This is a genomic window from Bradyrhizobium sp. BWC-3-1, assembly GCF_032917965.1.
GTDB classification, from domain to species: Bacteria; Pseudomonadota; Alphaproteobacteria; order Rhizobiales; family Xanthobacteraceae; genus Bradyrhizobium; species Bradyrhizobium canariense_D.
The window spans coordinates 5,660,330-5,676,298 of record NZ_CP136625.1 but is presented as its reverse complement, the minus strand read 5'-3'; the positions used below and the strand labels follow the sequence as shown (position 1 = coordinate 5,676,298).

The 15,969-nt window shown below is 58.0% G+C and carries 15 protein-coding genes; 12 read left to right on the top strand and 3 right to left on the bottom strand.

Annotation, left to right across the window (positions count from 1 at the left end; all coding sequences use genetic code 11):
- The first annotated feature begins 61 nt into the window (after nt 1-61).
- Entirely contained in the window at nt 62-1,771 is a 1,710-nt protein-coding gene (locus RX329_RS27745) for a type I secretion system permease/ATPase (RefSeq protein ID WP_410706516.1), read from the top strand.
- Nucleotides 1,772-1,781: 10 nt separating this feature from the next.
- Nucleotides 1,782-3,137, top strand: a complete 1,356-nt coding sequence (locus tag RX329_RS27740; RefSeq protein ID WP_317244544.1) for an HlyD family type I secretion periplasmic adaptor subunit — start codon at nt 1,782-1,784, stop codon at nt 3,135-3,137.
- 364 nt (nt 3,138-3,501) lie between these two features.
- On the opposite strand, the gene RX329_RS27735 is transcribed toward RX329_RS27740, so the two are convergent.
- Both RX329_RS27735 and RX329_RS27730 read right to left on the bottom strand, forming a co-directional pair.
- On the bottom strand, nt 3,502-4,437 hold the full coding sequence (locus RX329_RS27735; RefSeq protein ID WP_317244543.1) for a hypothetical protein: 936 nt from the start codon (nt 4,435-4,437) through the stop codon (nt 3,502-3,504).
- A gap of 185 nt (nt 4,438-4,622) precedes the next feature.
- Nucleotides 4,623-5,168: a J domain-containing protein gene (locus tag RX329_RS27730; RefSeq protein WP_317244542.1), complete on the bottom strand. Its 546-nt coding sequence runs from the start codon at nt 5,166-5,168 to the stop codon at nt 4,623-4,625.
- Nucleotides 5,169-5,506: 338 nt separating this feature from the next.
- Between RX329_RS27730 and RX329_RS27725 the strand changes: the two genes are divergently transcribed.
- Both RX329_RS27725 and RX329_RS27720 read left to right on the top strand, forming a co-directional pair.
- On the top strand, nt 5,507-6,646 hold the full coding sequence (locus tag RX329_RS27725; RefSeq protein ID WP_317244541.1) for an RIP metalloprotease: 1,140 nt from the start codon (nt 5,507-5,509) through the stop codon (nt 6,644-6,646).
- 854 nt (nt 6,647-7,500) lie between these two features.
- A complete protein-coding gene (locus tag RX329_RS27720) occupies nt 7,501-8,652 on the top strand; it encodes an acyltransferase (RefSeq protein WP_317244540.1) in 1,152 nt (383 codons plus the stop codon).
- Here RX329_RS27720 and RX329_RS27715 read toward each other — a convergent pair.
- Nucleotides 8,640-9,185, bottom strand: a complete 546-nt coding sequence (locus RX329_RS27715) for a hypothetical protein (RefSeq protein WP_317244539.1) — start codon at nt 9,183-9,185, stop codon at nt 8,640-8,642. The two genes, RX329_RS27720 and RX329_RS27715, sit on opposite strands and share 13 nt — an antisense overlap.
- Nucleotides 9,186-9,479: 294 nt before the next feature.
- On the opposite strand from RX329_RS27715, the gene RX329_RS27710 reads away from it, so the two are divergent.
- The 8 genes from RX329_RS27710 (at nt 9,480) to RX329_RS27675 (ending at nt 15,941) form a co-directional block, all read left to right on the top strand.
- Nucleotides 9,480-10,337, top strand: coding sequence for a sterol desaturase family protein (locus RX329_RS27710; protein WP_317244538.1), 858 nt, complete (start codon nt 9,480-9,482; stop codon nt 10,335-10,337).
- 83 nt (nt 10,338-10,420) lie between these two features.
- Nucleotides 10,421-11,125 (top strand): isoprenylcysteine carboxylmethyltransferase family protein, encoded by a 705-nt coding sequence (locus tag RX329_RS27705; RefSeq protein ID WP_317244537.1) that lies wholly within the window; start codon nt 10,421-10,423, stop codon nt 11,123-11,125.
- A gap of 269 nt (nt 11,126-11,394) precedes the next feature.
- Entirely contained in the window at nt 11,395-11,574 is a 180-nt protein-coding gene (locus RX329_RS27700; RefSeq protein WP_317244536.1) for a Flp family type IVb pilin, read from the top strand.
- 200 nt (nt 11,575-11,774) lie between these two features.
- Entirely contained in the window at nt 11,775-12,683 is a 909-nt protein-coding gene (cpaB, locus tag RX329_RS27695; RefSeq protein WP_317244535.1) for a Flp pilus assembly protein CpaB, read from the top strand.
- Between the two features lie 65 nt (nt 12,684-12,748).
- Nucleotides 12,749-14,335 carry a type II and III secretion system protein family protein gene (locus RX329_RS27690; RefSeq protein ID WP_317244534.1) on the top strand — a complete coding sequence of 529 codons (1,587 nt, stop codon included), beginning with the start codon at nt 12,749-12,751 and terminating at the stop codon, nt 14,333-14,335.
- 12 nt (nt 14,336-14,347) lie between these two features.
- Nucleotides 14,348-14,731 carry a hypothetical protein gene (locus tag RX329_RS27685; protein WP_317244533.1) on the top strand — a complete coding sequence of 128 codons (384 nt, stop codon included), beginning with the start codon at nt 14,348-14,350 and terminating at the stop codon, nt 14,729-14,731.
- Nucleotides 14,732-14,777: 46 nt separating this feature from the next.
- Nucleotides 14,778-15,275, top strand: coding sequence for a TadE/TadG family type IV pilus assembly protein (locus RX329_RS27680; protein WP_317244532.1), 498 nt, complete (start codon nt 14,778-14,780; stop codon nt 15,273-15,275).
- Nucleotides 15,276-15,284: 9 nt separating this feature from the next.
- Nucleotides 15,285-15,941, top strand: coding sequence for a TadE/TadG family type IV pilus assembly protein (locus RX329_RS27675; RefSeq protein ID WP_317244531.1), 657 nt, complete (start codon nt 15,285-15,287; stop codon nt 15,939-15,941).
- Nucleotides 15,942-15,969: the final 28 nt, after the last annotated feature.

The window sequence follows — 15,969 nt, the reverse complement described above, 5'->3', positions numbered from 1 at the left end:
AGCCGATTTAAGTCATTCGGCGGCAAGATATGGGGGGCGGATTTTTCCGCCAGAAACATTGATTGTTCCGCGTAAAACGCCGGACGAACTCCGGCAGTTGCTGCAAGCGTGCAGAGGCTATTTCGCCACGGCTGCGATCTTCAGCCTGGCCATCAACCTGCTGTATTTGGCCGGTCCGCTCTACATGATGCAAGTCTATGATCGCGTGATCTCGAGTGGCAGCGAGATCACACTGCTCATGCTGACCATCGCTCTGTTGCTGGGTTATGGGGCGCTTGCAGGTCTCGATACGGTGCGCGCGCGGGTACTCACGCGCGCCAGTGTTCGCCTCGACCATCAAATGGGACCGCGCGTGATGACAGCGGTGATCGATCGCAATGCAAGGGGCGGCAGCACGCGGAGCCAGCTGCTGCGCGATTTCGACACCTTCCGCCAGTTCATCACCGGCGCAGGAGTTCACGCCGTCTTCGATCTGCCCTGGGCGCCGATTTACATCCTTGTGATTTTCGCGATGCACCCGTTGCTGGGCGCATTTGCACTGGCGTGTTGCGTCATTCTGATCCTGCTGGCCTTTCTCAATGAATTGGCAGTCAAGTCTCCGCTCTCGGAGGCCAACGAGGCGGCGAGCCGAAACTACATTTTTACCGAGATGAGCCTGCGCAACACCGAGGTGGTGCGCGCCATGGGCATGACGCCTGGACTGTTGCGACGCTGGAGTCGGGACCGGATCCGGATGATCGAGCGTCAGGTCACAGCCAGCGACCGTGCCTCCACCATGCAGAGCCTGATCCGTTTCTCGCGGCTGTCCATGCAATCGCTGATATTGGGTGTGGGCGCCTATCTTGTCATCGAGCGCCTCACCACCGCGGGAGCGATGTTTGCGGCAAGCATTCTGCTCGGCCGTGCGCTCCAGCCGATCGAGCAGATCGTGGGGTCTTGGCGCGGCCTTGTCTCGGCCCGCGGCGCCTTCGTGCGGCTGCGCGAGCTGTTAACCGCTCATCCACCGCGTGAATCTGGACTGATTCTGCCACGTCCCGACGGACAACTTTCGGTGGACGGTCTATCATTCGCACCGCCGGGAACGTCAAAAGCCATTTTGCGCGGGGTTGCCTTCCGGATTGAATCGGGAGAAGTGCTGGGCATCATCGGTCCGTCCGGCGCTGGTAAATCGACGCTGGCGCGCCACCTCGTGGGAGTACAGACGCCGTCCGCAGGCGCGGCACGGCTGGATGGCGCCGACATTTCGACCTGGATCAGGTCCTCCTTGGGCCAGCACCTAGGCTACCTTCCGCAGGATGTCGAGCTCTTCGCCGACAGCATCGCCACAAACATCTGCCGGTTCGACGACGGCGACGACAATGCGATTATTGCCGCGGCAAAGCTGGCCGGCGTGCACGAAATGATTGTGCGACTGCCGGAGGGCTACGACACCCAGGTCGGGGAGGGCGGTGCCATCCTCTCCGGCGGCTATCGCCAGCGGATTGGCCTCGCTCGCGCGGTCTATGGCAACCCGAGCCTTGTCGTGCTTGACGAGCCGAGTTCGAACCTCGACGCGGATGGCGACGCAGCGCTCGCCTATTGCATTCTGCAGCTGAAGCAACGTGGAACGACCGTGGTCCTGATCTCGCACCGGCCTGCCACCATTGGCGTTTGTGACAAGATTTTGGTGCTGCGTGAGGGTGTCGCCGAGATGTTCGGGCCGCGGACCGAAATTCTATCGCGCCTGACGCGACCGGTGCCGGTCCCGTCCGTCCAGGCAGCGGCGAGTTAGGATAGATTGTATGGCCCTGGTGGATGCCGCAAACCGCTCGAGAACCCCGATGTCGCCTGCAACCGGCCAACACAACGGCCCAAATGACTCGATTCGACGGATTGCTCTGGTGGGATGGCTAATCATCGCAGCGTTCTTTGGTGGTCTCGGTACCTGGGCAGTGACGGCGCCGCTCAATGGCGCCGTCGTCGCGAATGCAGTGATCAAGGTTGACGGCAACCGCAAGAGCGTCCAGCACCTCGACGGTGGCATCGTCAATCAATTGTATGTCAGGGAGGGCGACAAGGTTCTCGCAGGCGATCTCCTGATCCTACTCGACGAGACCCAGGCCCGCGCCGAATATGACGTCCTGACGCAAGAATATGCTGTGCTGCGGGCAACCGAAATCCGGTTGCTGACCGAGCTCGAGCATGGCTCCGAGCTCGTGATGCCCCCTGATCTCAAGGCTCGAACCGAGGATCGCTATCTCAAGAGCGTCTGGAACGGTCAACTCAGCCAATTCCAGAGCCGGCGGGCTGCGCTGGAAGGGCAGCGCAGCGTGATCCGGGAAAAGATCAATCAGCTCGGCTCGCAGATCGTGGGCGCCGAGGCTCAGGTCAAATCGTTTACCGATCAGATCAACTCCATTCACAAGGAAGCCGCCGATATTGCCCCGCTGGTCGAGCGCGGCTTGATCGCCCGGCCGCGAATTCTGCAGCTGGAGCGCACCGCCTTTGGTCTCGAGGGGCAGATCGCGGATACAACGGCGAACATCGCCAAGGCGCGCCAAGCAATCGCTGAGCAGGAGCAACAGATCGCGCAGCTCGATAACGATCGGATGACCGACGTCACCAAGGACCTGCGCGACACCCAAGCCAAGCTCTTGGAAGTGATTCCCAAGGCGATGAACGCCAAAGCGGTGTTAGGCCGGATGGAGATCCGTGCACCTTATACCGGCCGGATCGTGGGCCTGAGCGTATTTTCGGTGGGCGGCGTCATTCAGCGCGGGGACAAAATCCTTGACATCGTTCCGGATGAGGACTCGCTGACCATTGAGGCACAGGTCGGTGTCGATGACATCAGCGACGTTCATCCGGACACGCGCGCGGAGGTTCACCTCACTGCGTACAAGCAGCGCATCGTTCCGATTATTCATGGCGACGTCATTCAAGTCTCGGCCGACCGTTTGACCGATCCGAAGACGAACGCGCCCTATTACACCGCGTTCGTGCGGATAGACCGAGATGAGCTCGCCGCGATGCCGAACATTCGCCTGTACCCGGGCATGCCAGCGACGGTGATGATCCCGACGGTGCAACGGACCGCATTTGAGTATATCGTTGGGCCGTTGGTGATGTCATTCAATCAGTCATTCCGGCAGAAGTAGGAGCGGCGTTCATCGCTGCGACAGCTTTCGCGCGCGCTGCTGGTGCCAATGAGCGGCAACGCACACGCACGACTGGATGTACTATACGGCATTAGCGAAAGATGAGCCGTTCGATTGCGGCAGTCCGTCAAAGAGGCAACCTGGCTTCAGCGATACAGCGAATAGTGACCGCCATATGCCTTTGTCGACATAGGCCCGCTCGATCGGACACCCATGAGTGTCTCGGGGCACTCGATGGCGTCGCCCAGGTTATGACCGTCTGCGGGTTGTCGGCAGCGAGCTGGCATGCAGCACGGGGATACGAATGCGCTCCGACGCAATTCTTTCAAATCCCGCTGCATACTTGGCTCATTTACGCAAGGCGCTATTGATCGGGGGCTTGAACCCAATCACCTTTTTCGTTTTTTGCGTCTCGATGCTTTGAGCCGGACTCCCAGTCGACGCATTCCATCATATCGTTAGAGCGATTGAACTCGCACGCTTCTCTACGCAAGGTTTTGCCATCCAGGTCTTGAATGACGACGGCTAGCCCTTTTCTGCCATCCTTGAGCCGATAATCCAGCCCCAGAACGCAGTTATTAAGCTGGCACTGGCGAGAGAGAGCCGGCTCTCCGCCGTTCTGGTCGGCTGAGAGCTTTGCGGCATTGTCGACGAAGTCATTCCAGGCGCTCAGGCTCGTTGAGGCTTGCTGGATCAGCGGTCCGCTCGTCGCAATTTGTCGCGTTTGCACGGGCACCCCTGCCAAAGACACGCCCATAGCCTTAAGATCTTGGGAGTCGAGCCATACGATTTGCTTGGACGGAGTCCTCACCATGCGGGCTATGATCGAGGCTGGAACGCCAAGCTCCTTCGCGAAATGCGCCATCGATTCAGTTGCCGCGCCCGATGACGTTGTTTCACGACCGTCTTTATCGGAAGCTTTGTGCACCCCGACACGCGCGCCATCGCCGAGAAACTTGGTAGCGCCCGCGGCAAAGATTAGAAAACACGCTGACGCGCAAACATCACCCGGACCAACGCTGGTCGAAATCCCAGCATCCTTAATCGCCGTCGCCAGCTTTACCCCCTCGACCAGCCTGCCGCCGCCTGAATTTAGCTGAACGATCTCCACTGCTTTGCCAGCAGCATTTGCCTGCTGTACCTCACGCGTGAACGTATCGGAGTCGCCGAAGCTGATAGGTCCGGACAACGAAATTATGACCCCGCCATTTTTGCCCGGATGCTTTTTTATGGTCGCGGAGGATACGGGCGCGCCCCCGCAGACCGCGACCGCTATTCCCAAAACAATCACGCGGCCCATCGACCTCATGGCGCACCCAGATCGCCCGTTTTCATAAGCTATCCGCACTCTTTTGACAGGCGCAAGCGAAATTGTGGCCGACTTGGCGCTGTGTCGTATCCAAACTGAGTTCAAGGCAGCATGCGCCCACGCTGGCCCTCTTTCGGAAGGTTCTGAATGTTAGCCGAGTGTTCCACTGGGAATCCTCAACCTGTGTGGTTCGGATCCGTCAGTAATTTGAGCGGGGTCTCACGACGATGTTCGGAATTAATGCGATCAACGCCTTCGACGGTGATCGCGAGCGTGCCGGTTTCGAGCCTCGCGATCCAACCTTTTGCTTTCAGATACCAAAGATGAAACTGCAAATGCTCGCGCGGACAGCCTGACAGCCGTTCGAGCTCGGACTCGCCGATGCCCGGCTCGTTGAAGTCCTGCCGGCGTTTGGCATAAAGCATCGACAGCAGCCTGTCCTGAATGACGACGTCCCGTTCTACGCCATTCGGGTTGCTGGCTTCCTCCGCTAATTTCCAGCGCGAACCGGTATGGTCTCTGTGGTGAAGATCGTACTGCGCCCGCTTCACCGAATCCTTGAGCGTATCGTGAGCCTCCACGAGTTCGCTGAAACGGGATAGATCGCCGGTACCCTTGTTGTCGGGATGGTAGCGCATAGCAAGGTAGCGGAATACCCGTTCTATTGTTTCCGAGTTGGCGTTCGGACTTATTTCAAGGACTTCGTAATAGTCGATGAACATAGAGGACTTCCTGATGTGATTGCATGATCGGCGCATTGGGCCCAGCGGTAGTCGCTAGTAGACCAGCAACCGGCGAGGACCGCCATATGATCGCATTTGCTCAACACCGATATTTAAGCGCGCTGCCGGAGCAATTGCCAAACCGGTCCAAGGGCCGTGAAGTATGGCACTTCCGATCATAAGCGCGCGGATGCTGGACAGCTCAAAGTGTTGGGCGGACACGGGAGAGGTCCCGGCGTGCCAGGTTCTCTGGGGGTGAGGCGTTAAACGCTAGAATCGTGTAACATCTGTGAGGTCACGCTGCGCGGGCATCGATGACGGGGCAGAGGAATCGGGCCATGGATCTAATCGGCAATTTGGCGAGTTCGAGTTTTTGGCTCGTAAGTTATTTCGTCCCGTTCGTATTTGTTTTGGCTATCATCGTTTTTTTTCATGAACTCGGCCACTTCCTGGTCGCACGATGGTGCGAGGTTGAGGTTACAGCTTTCTCTCTCGGATTTGGTCCTGAGCTGTTCGGCATTACCGATCGACATGGCACGCGCTGGAAGGTTTGTGCGATTCCGCTTGGCGGATTTGTTAAATTTTTGGGCGACCGAAACGTCGTGAGCCTTGGTGATTCCTCCCTTGAAGCCCATGTGCAAGAGCGCCGGGCAACCTTTGTCGGCGCTTCCGTTAGTCGGCGACTAGCGATTGTTGCAGCTGGGCCGATCGCAAGTTTTCTGCTTGCGGTTTGTATTTTCTCTGGGGAGTTCATGTTGTTCGGGAGGCAGGTCACCCTGGCGCGCGTAGCAGAGGTTCGACCAAATAGCCCCGCCGCCACGGCCGGTTTCCTGCCGGGCGACATTGTTATCGCAGTCGATAATCGGAAAATCGACGGGTTCAACGAGTTGATACGCCTCGTCAGCGTCAGCCCGGGGCAGACCCTTAAGATAACGATCGACCGGCAAGGCTCTCGAAGCGTGCTCGATGTCGCCCCGGCTATTTCAGAGGTCAAGGACGCCTTTGGCAACGTCACACGGATAGCGCAAATTGGGCTAGGCCGATCGGCGGCGCCGGACGATACTAAAATCGAGCGACTAGGTCCGGTCCGGGCCATCGAGCTCGCGCTGAGGCAGACATGGTTTATTGCGGATCAGACGCTTCAATATTTATTCAAGGTTTTCGTGGGGCGAGAATCCGCGGACCAACTCGGCGGTCCGATCAAAATCGCTCAGATTTCTGGCCAGGCGGCCACGTTTGGGTTTGCTGCTCTCCTGGAGCTTGCCGGCATATTGTCGGCCACCGTAGGGCTGATCAATCTACTTCCCATTCCAGCGCTCGATGGCGGGCACATCCTCTTCTACGCAATTGAGGCGGGGCGTGGTCGGCCGGTCTCCCAGAACTTCCAAAAATGGGGTATGAGGACAGGTCTCGTATTGGTTCTCGCGTTGATGATCTTCACGACCGTTAGTGACGTCGTTCGGCTATCGGCAACATGATCGAGCTAGTGGAAGTAATCTAACACCTGGTACCCGCGTCCGACGGCTTGGTAATTTTGGAGGATCGGCAGCCCATGTGAACGGTTTCTGTTCGGCCTTATGCACGATCACGAAGCTTGGTGCGTGGACCGCCGCGGTCTGAAGAGGCGATCAGCGCACGTTCGCCGGCAAACTTGGCGCGTCGGCGGCAAATGCTGGGAAGCAGGCGGACGCGCAAACGGTGCTCCGGAGTAACGCTGGTCGAGAACCTTCCGACGTTGATCGCGCCGGCTAATTTTTGCGCCTTTCACCAGTCGCCCGTAGAACTGAGCCGAACGCTTCGAGGGCCTTTCCGGCAGCTTTTGGCGGTGGGACGGATCAAACGAACAGGTCGGCGTGGCCCAGTTCAATTTGCATTTGCTTAAGGATTTATTGCGGATGAAGCTGCCGGCGTGCCGAGATAGATCGCTAACCTCATTGCCAACACACTTGCGCAGCCGGGTTTCGTCGGTCTCTACCATGCACCGGTTAAATCTCGTGCAAGCCATAGACGGACGCGAGGAAATTTCAGCGCCAAAGGCATGGGCTGCTCGTGCGTCTACAGGTACTCGAGTGGCGGCCTTCCACCCAGGAGACCTGCGGACGGTCGGAGTAATTCCGCAAACTGTGGTTGATCGCGCGTTAAGTCATCGACATCATGACCCGTTCGCCGTTGGTATTCTTCATCTCGTGATACTTTCTCCCAGGAGCGGCAACCCTTTCAGCGTATCGGCTTGTGGCTTGGCCGAGCGAATACCTTTCCGGTTTGCGCCTTTTCCTGTTATGGATCGTCAGACATCTGATCTGGAGCCCCTTTGCCAGCTAGACGATTGTCGATGCTTCGTACTTTGAAAAACCCATTGCCGCGAGTGACTGTCGCTCATGATGGCGCGATGATATGGTCACCGCGGGATCATCCACCTCGGATATCGAGTGGAACGCGCATTCCCGAAATCGACGGCGCCCGCGGACTGGCAGCCCTGGCTGTTGTCGTTGCTCATTACTTTGGCGAGGTCAAACACGGGCTGCCCGGGCTCACTATCGGCTGGATGGGTGTCAACCTGTTCTTTGTACTCTCAGGCTTCTTGATCGGCTCCATCATTCTTGAGCGTAAAGATTGTCCCAATTTCTTTTGGGTGTTCTATATCCGACGCACGCTTCGTATCTTCCCGATCTACTTCACGACGCTGGCTGTGACCCTGGGATTTGTATGGCTGCAGGGTCCAACGTCATGGGCCGGCGAGCCTCTTCCTGCGTTTTCCTATTTCACCTTCACGCAGAATTTCGTGATGGCGCTGCGAGGCGACTACGGAACACAGTGGCTTCTGCCGACCTGGACGCTGGCGGTCGAAGAGCAATTTTATTTGACGATCCCATTGATCGTCACTTTATTGCCTCCGCGTTGGCTGTTGCCGGCTATCCTCGGTGGCATCACGGTAGGCTGTGCCACGCGCGCTTCGTTCTATTGGATGGGCGACGATATCTCGGGCCAGGTGCTGCTGTTCAGCCGCAGTGATATCCTGTTGACAGGCATCCTCGCCGCTTACGTCCATCAGCGATACGTGCTCAGTGAGATGGTTCTTCGCCTGATCCCGTTGGCGGCAGTGGTCGGAGTGCTCCTCGCGGCAGCCCAATTCCTCACCACCGGTGGGGATCTCCTGTTTATTGCCAGTCCAATCCTGATGGCCCTGTTGTTTGGCGCATATCTGTTGCTCACTGCGCAGGGTTGGCCAAAATTTAGCTTTCTGCGTTCGCGCTTCTTGCGAATGTTCGGAGCCATCTCCTACGGTCTCTATCTCATTCACCAGCCGGTCGCCGGCGTCATGCACGGCCTCCTGCTTGATGCGCGACCGGACGTCGAAACGGGGGCGCAAGTCATGGTGACTTTCGCCGCCCTGTGGCTGGCGATAGGACTTGCGTGGGTCTCGTCGACGTTGATGGAGGCCCCTTTGCTTCGATTGGGACGCACCTGGCGCTATGATGGATAAGCGGTATTTTGATCGCGCGGGCGGTTCGAGGCGTCGCAATCTGCATAAAAACCTACTGGAAGTATATGGAACGCCGGGGGCGCCGACGCTTCCCTCAATGTCCACCCGATTGCCGTAAATGCCGTTCCCCACCAGATCACGAGCAAAGCGATGATCACCGGGAAGGAGTGCGGAATCGCGTCGAGCCGGCTCCAGTCGCGGGCGGCGAGAAGCACAGCCCAGGCATAATTTACCGACAGCATCATGATCAGCGATACGACTGCCAAATATTCGTACGGCCATTTCGGTGGCATCGACGGGACGACAAACAGATACGCGGCCCATAGCGTGATGAGTCCAAGGCCGATCAGCAACCGAAACCCTTCCAGGGCCCGGCACTGGATCGCATTCCATCTCCTCGGATACAGTGGGCGAACGCCCGTGCTTTCCTGGCGAAAAAAGATCGCTGTCCTCATCAAAAAGCCGGCCCCCACGACCACAATCAGGCCGATCAGGCTGAACTGGGTGGACAGATCTAACTCGGCGTGATGCATCGGAAGCGTATCCCCCGCGAAACTCACAAAAACATGTTTGTCGAATTAAACCCGCGAATGCAATCAGCTTTCATCGAAGGTCGGCGGGCTTCAAAGGCGTTTTCATGGACTCGGGCGTGAATGAAGTTGGCGTTTAATCCATAAGTGTCTATAATTATTAGCAAAAATCATTCGGATGGTTTGGCCTAACAGCCTGGCGCCAATGCGCAAATTAAGGTCGTTTGACGCCAGGCAAATTCACCACATGGCCGAGATTGGTCGGCTCTGGTAGGCTTGCATTTTTGGGGTTGCCGGATGGACCCGCTTGGACTGAAAATTATTCTAGTCACCTGTCTTGTTTTCGTGCCGCTCGAGCGCTTGTTCGCGTTGAACAGCGAGCAGAAAGTCTTTCGGCCGGGATGGGCGAACGATCTCATTTTCCTGCTGTTGAACGGCCTAGTGGTAAAGCTTGGTATGCTCGCCGTCATTGTGGCGAGCCTGTTTGTCGCGGCGCGGATCGTTCCCGCATCCGTTCAAGATTCGGTCGGCGGCCTGCCGTTCTGGATTCAAATCCCGCTGATCGTTTTGCTTTCCGATCTAGGAGTCTACTGGATTCACAGAATGTTTCATGCAGTCCCATGGCTGTGGCGCTTCCATGAGATTCATCACAGCAGCGAAGAGCTCGACTGGCTGGCTGCGACGCGTGTTCATCCTGTCGATCAGATTTTGACCAGAGGTGCACCGCTATTGGTGGTTATCGCACTGGGATTCTCTGCATGGTCGATCAGCGTCTGTGCACTGCTCTTTCACTGGCAGGCGTTTCTCGTTCACTCCAACGTCCGCATCGGGTTTGGCCCATTGCGGCTGCTGCTGGTTTCGCCGGCGTTTCATCACTGGCACCACAGCGCGGATCGCGAAGCCCGGGACAGGAATTTTGCCGGACAACTGTCATTTCTGGATGCATTGTTCGGAACTTTGCATATGCCCCAAGGACGAATGCCGACAGCTTACGGGTTGGACCAGCCAATGCGGCAGCGTTACGCCTTTCAGATGCTGTATCCGTTTGTTGGCGACCGCGCGCGTCACTATTTGCATTTGCCCGCGGAAAACGAACCGCACCCGCCAATCTCGCCGAGCGCACGGGCGCCACTCACCCGCCGGCCGCTAGGTTAACCAGTCGTTAATTTGCGTCTTTGAGCCCGTAAGCCGGTGGTCTATTGTCGTGGGTACGATGGCAATAGCGAGGGTCAGGCATTGTGAGCGCAGACGAGGCGGTGGCGGAAGTTCCGAGTGGCGGGCAGGGGCGTGCTGGGCACCTCCTGGAGTGGGCTGCGCGGGGTTTGATCGTTGCGGTATTTACCGCACTCGCCGTCCTCAATCTGGGGGGCATCTATCACTTCGCCCCGATCGATAATCTTGAAAAGATTCTGGCGGTCGCTGCCCGCCTGGCCAATTTCATGTTTCTGATTCTGGTAGCTGCGACGGCGTTGACTCGATTGTCGCCGATGATGAAAGCCAAGGGCATCGAACCGCGGCTATCGGCGTTGCTCGGCACGTTTCTGTGCATGGCGCTTGCTCTTCTTCCGAAGGCCGATCTCGGTCCGGTATTGTCGATCATATCGACAATGCTGATGATGATCGGTGCGGTGTTGTCATTCATCGTGCTTCGCTGGCTCGGAAAATCCTTCAGCATCCTGGCGGAAGCCAGGCGGCTGGTCACGACCGGACCCTACAAGGTGGTGCGTCATCCGCTTTATCTTTGCGAAGGCATTGCTCTCCTCGGGCTTGCCCTCCAGGTGATGTCTCCTCTGGCCGTCGTCGGCGTACTCGCGATTGCGGCGATCCAGTTTCGGCGCATGATCAACGAAGAAGCGGTCCTGAATTCGGCTTTTTCGGAGTACCTCGAATATGCCGAGCGCACCCCTCGGGTAATCCCTCGATTGCTTGCCGGCTTTTTTTGACGTTCTAATGCCGTCAAAAACGACGCCTTGCCGCTCTAATCGCCGTCAAAGGTCCAGTTTTTTCGGACAAGGCAGGGGCCGGCATTTTGGTTTTCGGTTACATCGCGGCCGTAAAATTACGGTCCAGAATTAACGATAAACCCTTCAAAAATCGCCACTTCATTGACTGTTCGCCTCACTTAATGCAAAATTAATTCAATGGTGGATCGAAAACATTACCCGCCATTGACTCAATGATCGAAACTAATTCCTTTTTTGGAGGCGTGAATATGCGTAAATTGCTCGGTGCTCTCAAGAAGTTCGGCAAGGATGAAGAAGGTGCGGCGCTGATCGAATACACCGTGCTGCTCGGAATTTTGCTGGTCGCCGTGATCGTCACGATCGTTTCCGTAGGCGGCTGGATTAGTGGGCAGTGGACTGCCTTGAACGGCGCGTTGCCCGCGGCGTAAGCGGCTCTCGGGTAATCGGGGTTGCGCGAAGATACTTCAGATCAAAGATACTGCAGATCGATGTTGTAACTTCGATTGGAGAAACGTCAGCTTCGTGTGATCCACGAAGCTGACGCGGTTTATTTAAGACGGCATATTTGGTCGTCGGTGTTTTAATCAGATGCCAATTGCGGCGCTGATCAAAGCGGCGGATTTAAATCATGCGTAAAGGTAATTTGATCATCCTGGTTGTCGCGCTCGCGATGGGCATGGTTGCCGCACTGATGGCGCGCAGCTGGATTGCACAGCACAGCGCACCTGCATCCGCGGCGACCGGCACGATTGTGGTGGCGGCGGCGTCATTGCCGTTTGGAACCGTTCTGACGCCCGATAACGTCTCGGAGATTCCCTTGTCCTCGGGGCAGCTGCCAGACGCTGCGTTCGCCACAAAAACCGACCTGTTGAAGGATGGTCGCCGGGTCGTGCTCACCGCGATGGAACGCAGCGAAATGATCACTAAGCCGAAGATCACCGCGCCGGGTCAGCGCGCTTCGCTTTCGGTTCTCCTCGAGGAGGGCCAGCGTGCGGTGACGGTTCGCGTCGACGACATCAAGGGCGTTGCGGGATTTATCCTGCCCGGAGATCGCGTCGACGTCGTGCTGCTTCGTAGCGAGACCCAGAGGGGTGAGACGGAAAATTCAGCCGACGTGCTGATTCAATACGTCAAGGTGCTAGCCATCGACCAACTCGTCAATGATCGGCAGGATCAGCCCGCCGTGGCGACGGTTGCCAAAGCGGTTACCTTGCAGGTCAGCCCCGAGCAGGCGCAGAAGATTCTGCTCGCAGGCAATATCGGAAAACTCTCGCTGGTGCTGCGGCAGCCGGGCGAGGCTCGCTCGGCCGAGGCTGGGCGTATCACCGACAACGATCTGGGTCCCTTGTTTGCCAGGAACGCCAAGCCACCTGTGGCCGAAAAGCAACCAGTGGCCGAGAAAGCGGCGGCACCGACGCTACTTCAGGCGTTCAAATCGGACACTGCGAAGGTTACCATCTATCATGGCCTGGACGAAAAAAAGTACGACGTGATTCACCAAGCTAAAGAGGACGCGATCCGCCAAGCCAAAGAGTAGGCTTCTGAAGGCGGGCGCGGGGGCAGAGCGCCGAAAGGCTGCCGCGACGGAGGGGCAAGGAGCATATGGATAAAGTTCGCGGTTCGCGGAAAGTCTGCCAAAAGCTGCTCGCCCTCGGCGCAGTCGTCCTAGCCGCTCTGTCGTCGAGCTTTGTCGGCGAACGCGCCCTCGCTGCGGACCGCAAGTCGGACAGCAGAAAATCCGTCAGCGCATTCATCACCGAAGTTACCGACGTGCGCCGAGTGACCGTGATCGTCAACAAGTCGCGTACGTTCAGTGTCGAGCGGCCATTCGCGACCATTGTTGCCGGCTCGCCCGACATTGCGGACGTGAAGGCGCTCGGGGACCGCACGATCTATGTCCTGGGCAAGCAGACTGGCACCACCAACGTCATCCTTTACGATGACGCTGCCAAGCAGATTGCGATCCTCGATGTGCAGGTGACGATCGACACCAGCAACCTGCAGCAGAACATCCAGTCCAGCACCGGCACGCGCGGGATCCACGTCTCTGCCACCGAGAGCCAGGTGGTACTGACCGGAACTGCCGTAGATGCTGTCGCAGCCGAGCGTGCGATGGCTATTGCGACGGGATCCGCTCCCAAGGGCTCCGTTGTTGTCAACGCCATGAATGTTGCTGCGCCGCAGCAGGTGATGTTGGAAGTCCGCTTCTTGGAGGCCGACCGATCGGCTGGCCGCGCTCTTGGCGTCAACCTCTATGGCACCAATGCGAACGGCACGCAGATGGGTAACTCCGGTCTGGGCGCAGCAGCTAATGTACAAACGGCTCAAAGCGCCCCGGTAGGAGTTCCTATTCTCGGCACCGCCAGTACCTTGATTGGGGGGGCGGCGCCGTTCGGTAACCTTCTCTCCAATATAGTCAAACTGAACAACGGCAGCTCAATTGATGTGCTGCTGACGGCGCTGGAGAACAAAGGGCTGGTGCGGCGGCTGGCCGAGCCTAACCTGATCGCGCTCTCGGGTGACGCGGCGCGCTTCCTGGCCGGCGGTGAATTTCCGGTGCCAGTGGCGTCTACTGCGGTTGCTGGGGCCCTTCCTACTGTAACGATCGAATTCAAGAAGTTCGGCGTCGAGCTGGCTTTCGTTCCGACCGTGCTGTCTCGGGGCGTGATCAATTTGCGGGTCGAGCCCTCGGTCAGCGAGCTCGATTTCACCAATGCCGTGACGATCGCCGGCACCACGATTCCGGCCCTGACCCGGCGCGATGCGCGAACCACGGTCGAGTTGCGCGACGGCCAGAGCTTTGCCATCGCCGGATTGCTGCAAACCCGTAACCAGCAGGATATTGCGCAGTTGCCCTGGATCGGTTCCGTGCCGGTGCTGGGCTCGCTGTTTCGAAGTTCGTCCTATCAGCAGAAAGAGACCGATCTCGTGATCATCGTGACGCCGCGCCTGGTCGCGCCCGCGGCGCCGGGGCAGGTATTGGCATCGCCGCTGGATTCCCGCTTGCCGGCAAACGACGTCGATTTCTTCCTCAATGGTCAGATGGAGGTGCGCAAGCGTTATAACGATTACGTCAATTCCGGCGGCGACGTCAGAGGACCTTACGGGCATATCATCGCGCCTGATGTCCGCTTGTCGGCACCAACACCGGTCGGGCCCGATCAGCCCGTCGTCAAGACCCTCAACTAAAGGACCACTGGTATGACATGCACTGTTTTACTCGCGGTCTTCACGCTCGGCTCCTGCAACGGATTGGCAGGCAACGACGAAATGGATCGTTACTTCCAGCGCTCCGATACCATTACCTTAAGTGCCGGCGACGCCAAGCAGGCCAATGCCGTCACCCACACCATCCATCCCTGGCCGAGATATGTCGGTGACCGCCGGATCGTTTCCGACGCCCGCCGCGTCGGCAGCGCGGTGACACGATACAGTAACACCCAGAGGCCGGTCGATCAGCTTCCCAACATTGGGTTGGGGGGCGACGCGATGGGCCAGCCGCCCCCAAGCAACCAGAATATCAATATCAACGGATCGGGGGCTGGGGCCGCAGGAGTATCCGTGCCGGTCGGGCGGGGGAACTAAGGGAGCTATTTGAAGGCAAGATTTCTAGTGTGATTTGAGGCAGGTGATGTTCACGCGGTCGTTCGCGACAGTGTGGCGGGATGACAAGGGATCAGTGCTTGTCGAAGCAACGATCCTGATGCCCTTTCTGGTCACGCTGATGTTTGGTTTGTTCGAGTTTTCTTGGTACTTTCACAAGCAGCAGCTCGTGGAGTCGGGGGTGCGCGATGCCGCACGTTACCTCGCGCGAACAGCTCAAGACACATCGCCTCCCACGGATCCCTGCGGCAACGCGACCTTCGTAGCCAACGCAAAGAAAATTGCGGTCAACGGCGCGGTTACCGGAGGCGCGCAGCGTGTCACGGGTTGGACCGCCGCAAATGTAACCATAACGTGCTCCGGCTTTGACAACAGCGCGGCGACCTATCAGGGTCCTTCGACCGTCACCATCATCACTGCAAGCACGAACTTCGCCGATCCGGCTCTGGGATATTTCAGTCTGCTAAAGCTTACGACACCCAATCTGTCGGCGACGCATGCCGAGCGTTCGATCGGTCCGGGTTAGGGGCAGATCATGGCAATCAGGCGCTTGTGGAGCGATCAGACAGGCGGGGCTTTGGTAGAGGCGACGGTCCTGATTCCGATCCTGTTCGTGTTCCTGCTCGGATCGGTGGATTTTCTCTACGCCTTTTACCAATGGACCGCGGCCACCAAGGCGATGGAGGTCGGCGCCCGTCTGGCGGCGGTGTCGGATCCCGTTGCAACCGGGCTGACCGGAACCTCCAACGTTGCGGTCAGTGCGGCTGTTCCGATTGGCTCGGCGCAGGTTGGCGATGCCATGCCCGATTTCCAGATTACCTGCGCATCATCGGCGTGTACCTGTACGCGCGGCACTTGCACGGGAATGGGAAGCTACAGTGCGACAGCAATGAATACGATTGTTTTCGGCCGCGGCAGTTCCGCATGTGGCGACGCGACGTCCTCTTACAATGCCGGCATGTGTGACATCTTCCCGAGGATCACCGCGGCGAACGTCAAGATCGTCTATGACCAGACCGGGCTCGGCTATGCCGGGCGGAAGGCAGGGCCCGTGCCGACGATTGCCGTGTCGCTGCAGAACATGAATTTCCAATTTTTCTTTTTGAACGGGCTAATGGGCTTTGCCAATCTTGCCATGCCGAAGTTTACGGCGACGGTTACCGGCGAAGGGATGTCCTCTGCAGCCCAATAGGTACGTAATATCTGACTTGAGGAGATTT

What these genes read in the sequence shown, in the direction of transcription:
- RX329_RS27740 (WP_317244544.1), top strand. Translation starts at nt 1,782, where the DNA reads ATGGCCCTGGTGGATGCCGCAAACCGCTCGAGAACCCCGATGTCGCCT.
- RX329_RS27735 (WP_317244543.1), bottom strand. Translation starts at nt 4,437, where the DNA reads ATGGGCCGCGTGATTGTTTTGGGAATAGCGGTCGCGGTCTGCGGGGGC.
- RX329_RS27730 (WP_317244542.1), bottom strand. Translation starts at nt 5,168, where the DNA reads ATGTTCATCGACTATTACGAAGTCCTTGAAATAAGTCCGAACGCCAAC.
- RX329_RS27725 (WP_317244541.1), top strand. Translation starts at nt 5,507, where the DNA reads ATGGATCTAATCGGCAATTTGGCGAGTTCGAGTTTTTGGCTCGTAAGT.
- RX329_RS27720 (WP_317244540.1), top strand. Translation starts at nt 7,501, where the DNA reads ATGCTTCGTACTTTGAAAAACCCATTGCCGCGAGTGACTGTCGCTCAT.
- RX329_RS27715 (WP_317244539.1), bottom strand. Translation starts at nt 9,185, where the DNA reads ATGCATCACGCCGAGTTAGATCTGTCCACCCAGTTCAGCCTGATCGGC.
- RX329_RS27710 (WP_317244538.1), top strand. Translation starts at nt 9,480, where the DNA reads ATGGACCCGCTTGGACTGAAAATTATTCTAGTCACCTGTCTTGTTTTC.
- RX329_RS27700 (WP_317244536.1), top strand. Translation starts at nt 11,395, where the DNA reads ATGCGTAAATTGCTCGGTGCTCTCAAGAAGTTCGGCAAGGATGAAGAA.
- cpaB (WP_317244535.1), top strand. Translation starts at nt 11,775, where the DNA reads ATGCGTAAAGGTAATTTGATCATCCTGGTTGTCGCGCTCGCGATGGGC.
- RX329_RS27690 (WP_317244534.1), top strand. Translation starts at nt 12,749, where the DNA reads ATGGATAAAGTTCGCGGTTCGCGGAAAGTCTGCCAAAAGCTGCTCGCC.
- RX329_RS27685 (WP_317244533.1), top strand. Translation starts at nt 14,348, where the DNA reads ATGACATGCACTGTTTTACTCGCGGTCTTCACGCTCGGCTCCTGCAAC.
- RX329_RS27680 (WP_317244532.1), top strand. Translation starts at nt 14,778, where the DNA reads ATGTTCACGCGGTCGTTCGCGACAGTGTGGCGGGATGACAAGGGATCA.
- RX329_RS27675 (WP_317244531.1), top strand. Translation starts at nt 15,285, where the DNA reads ATGGCAATCAGGCGCTTGTGGAGCGATCAGACAGGCGGGGCTTTGGTA.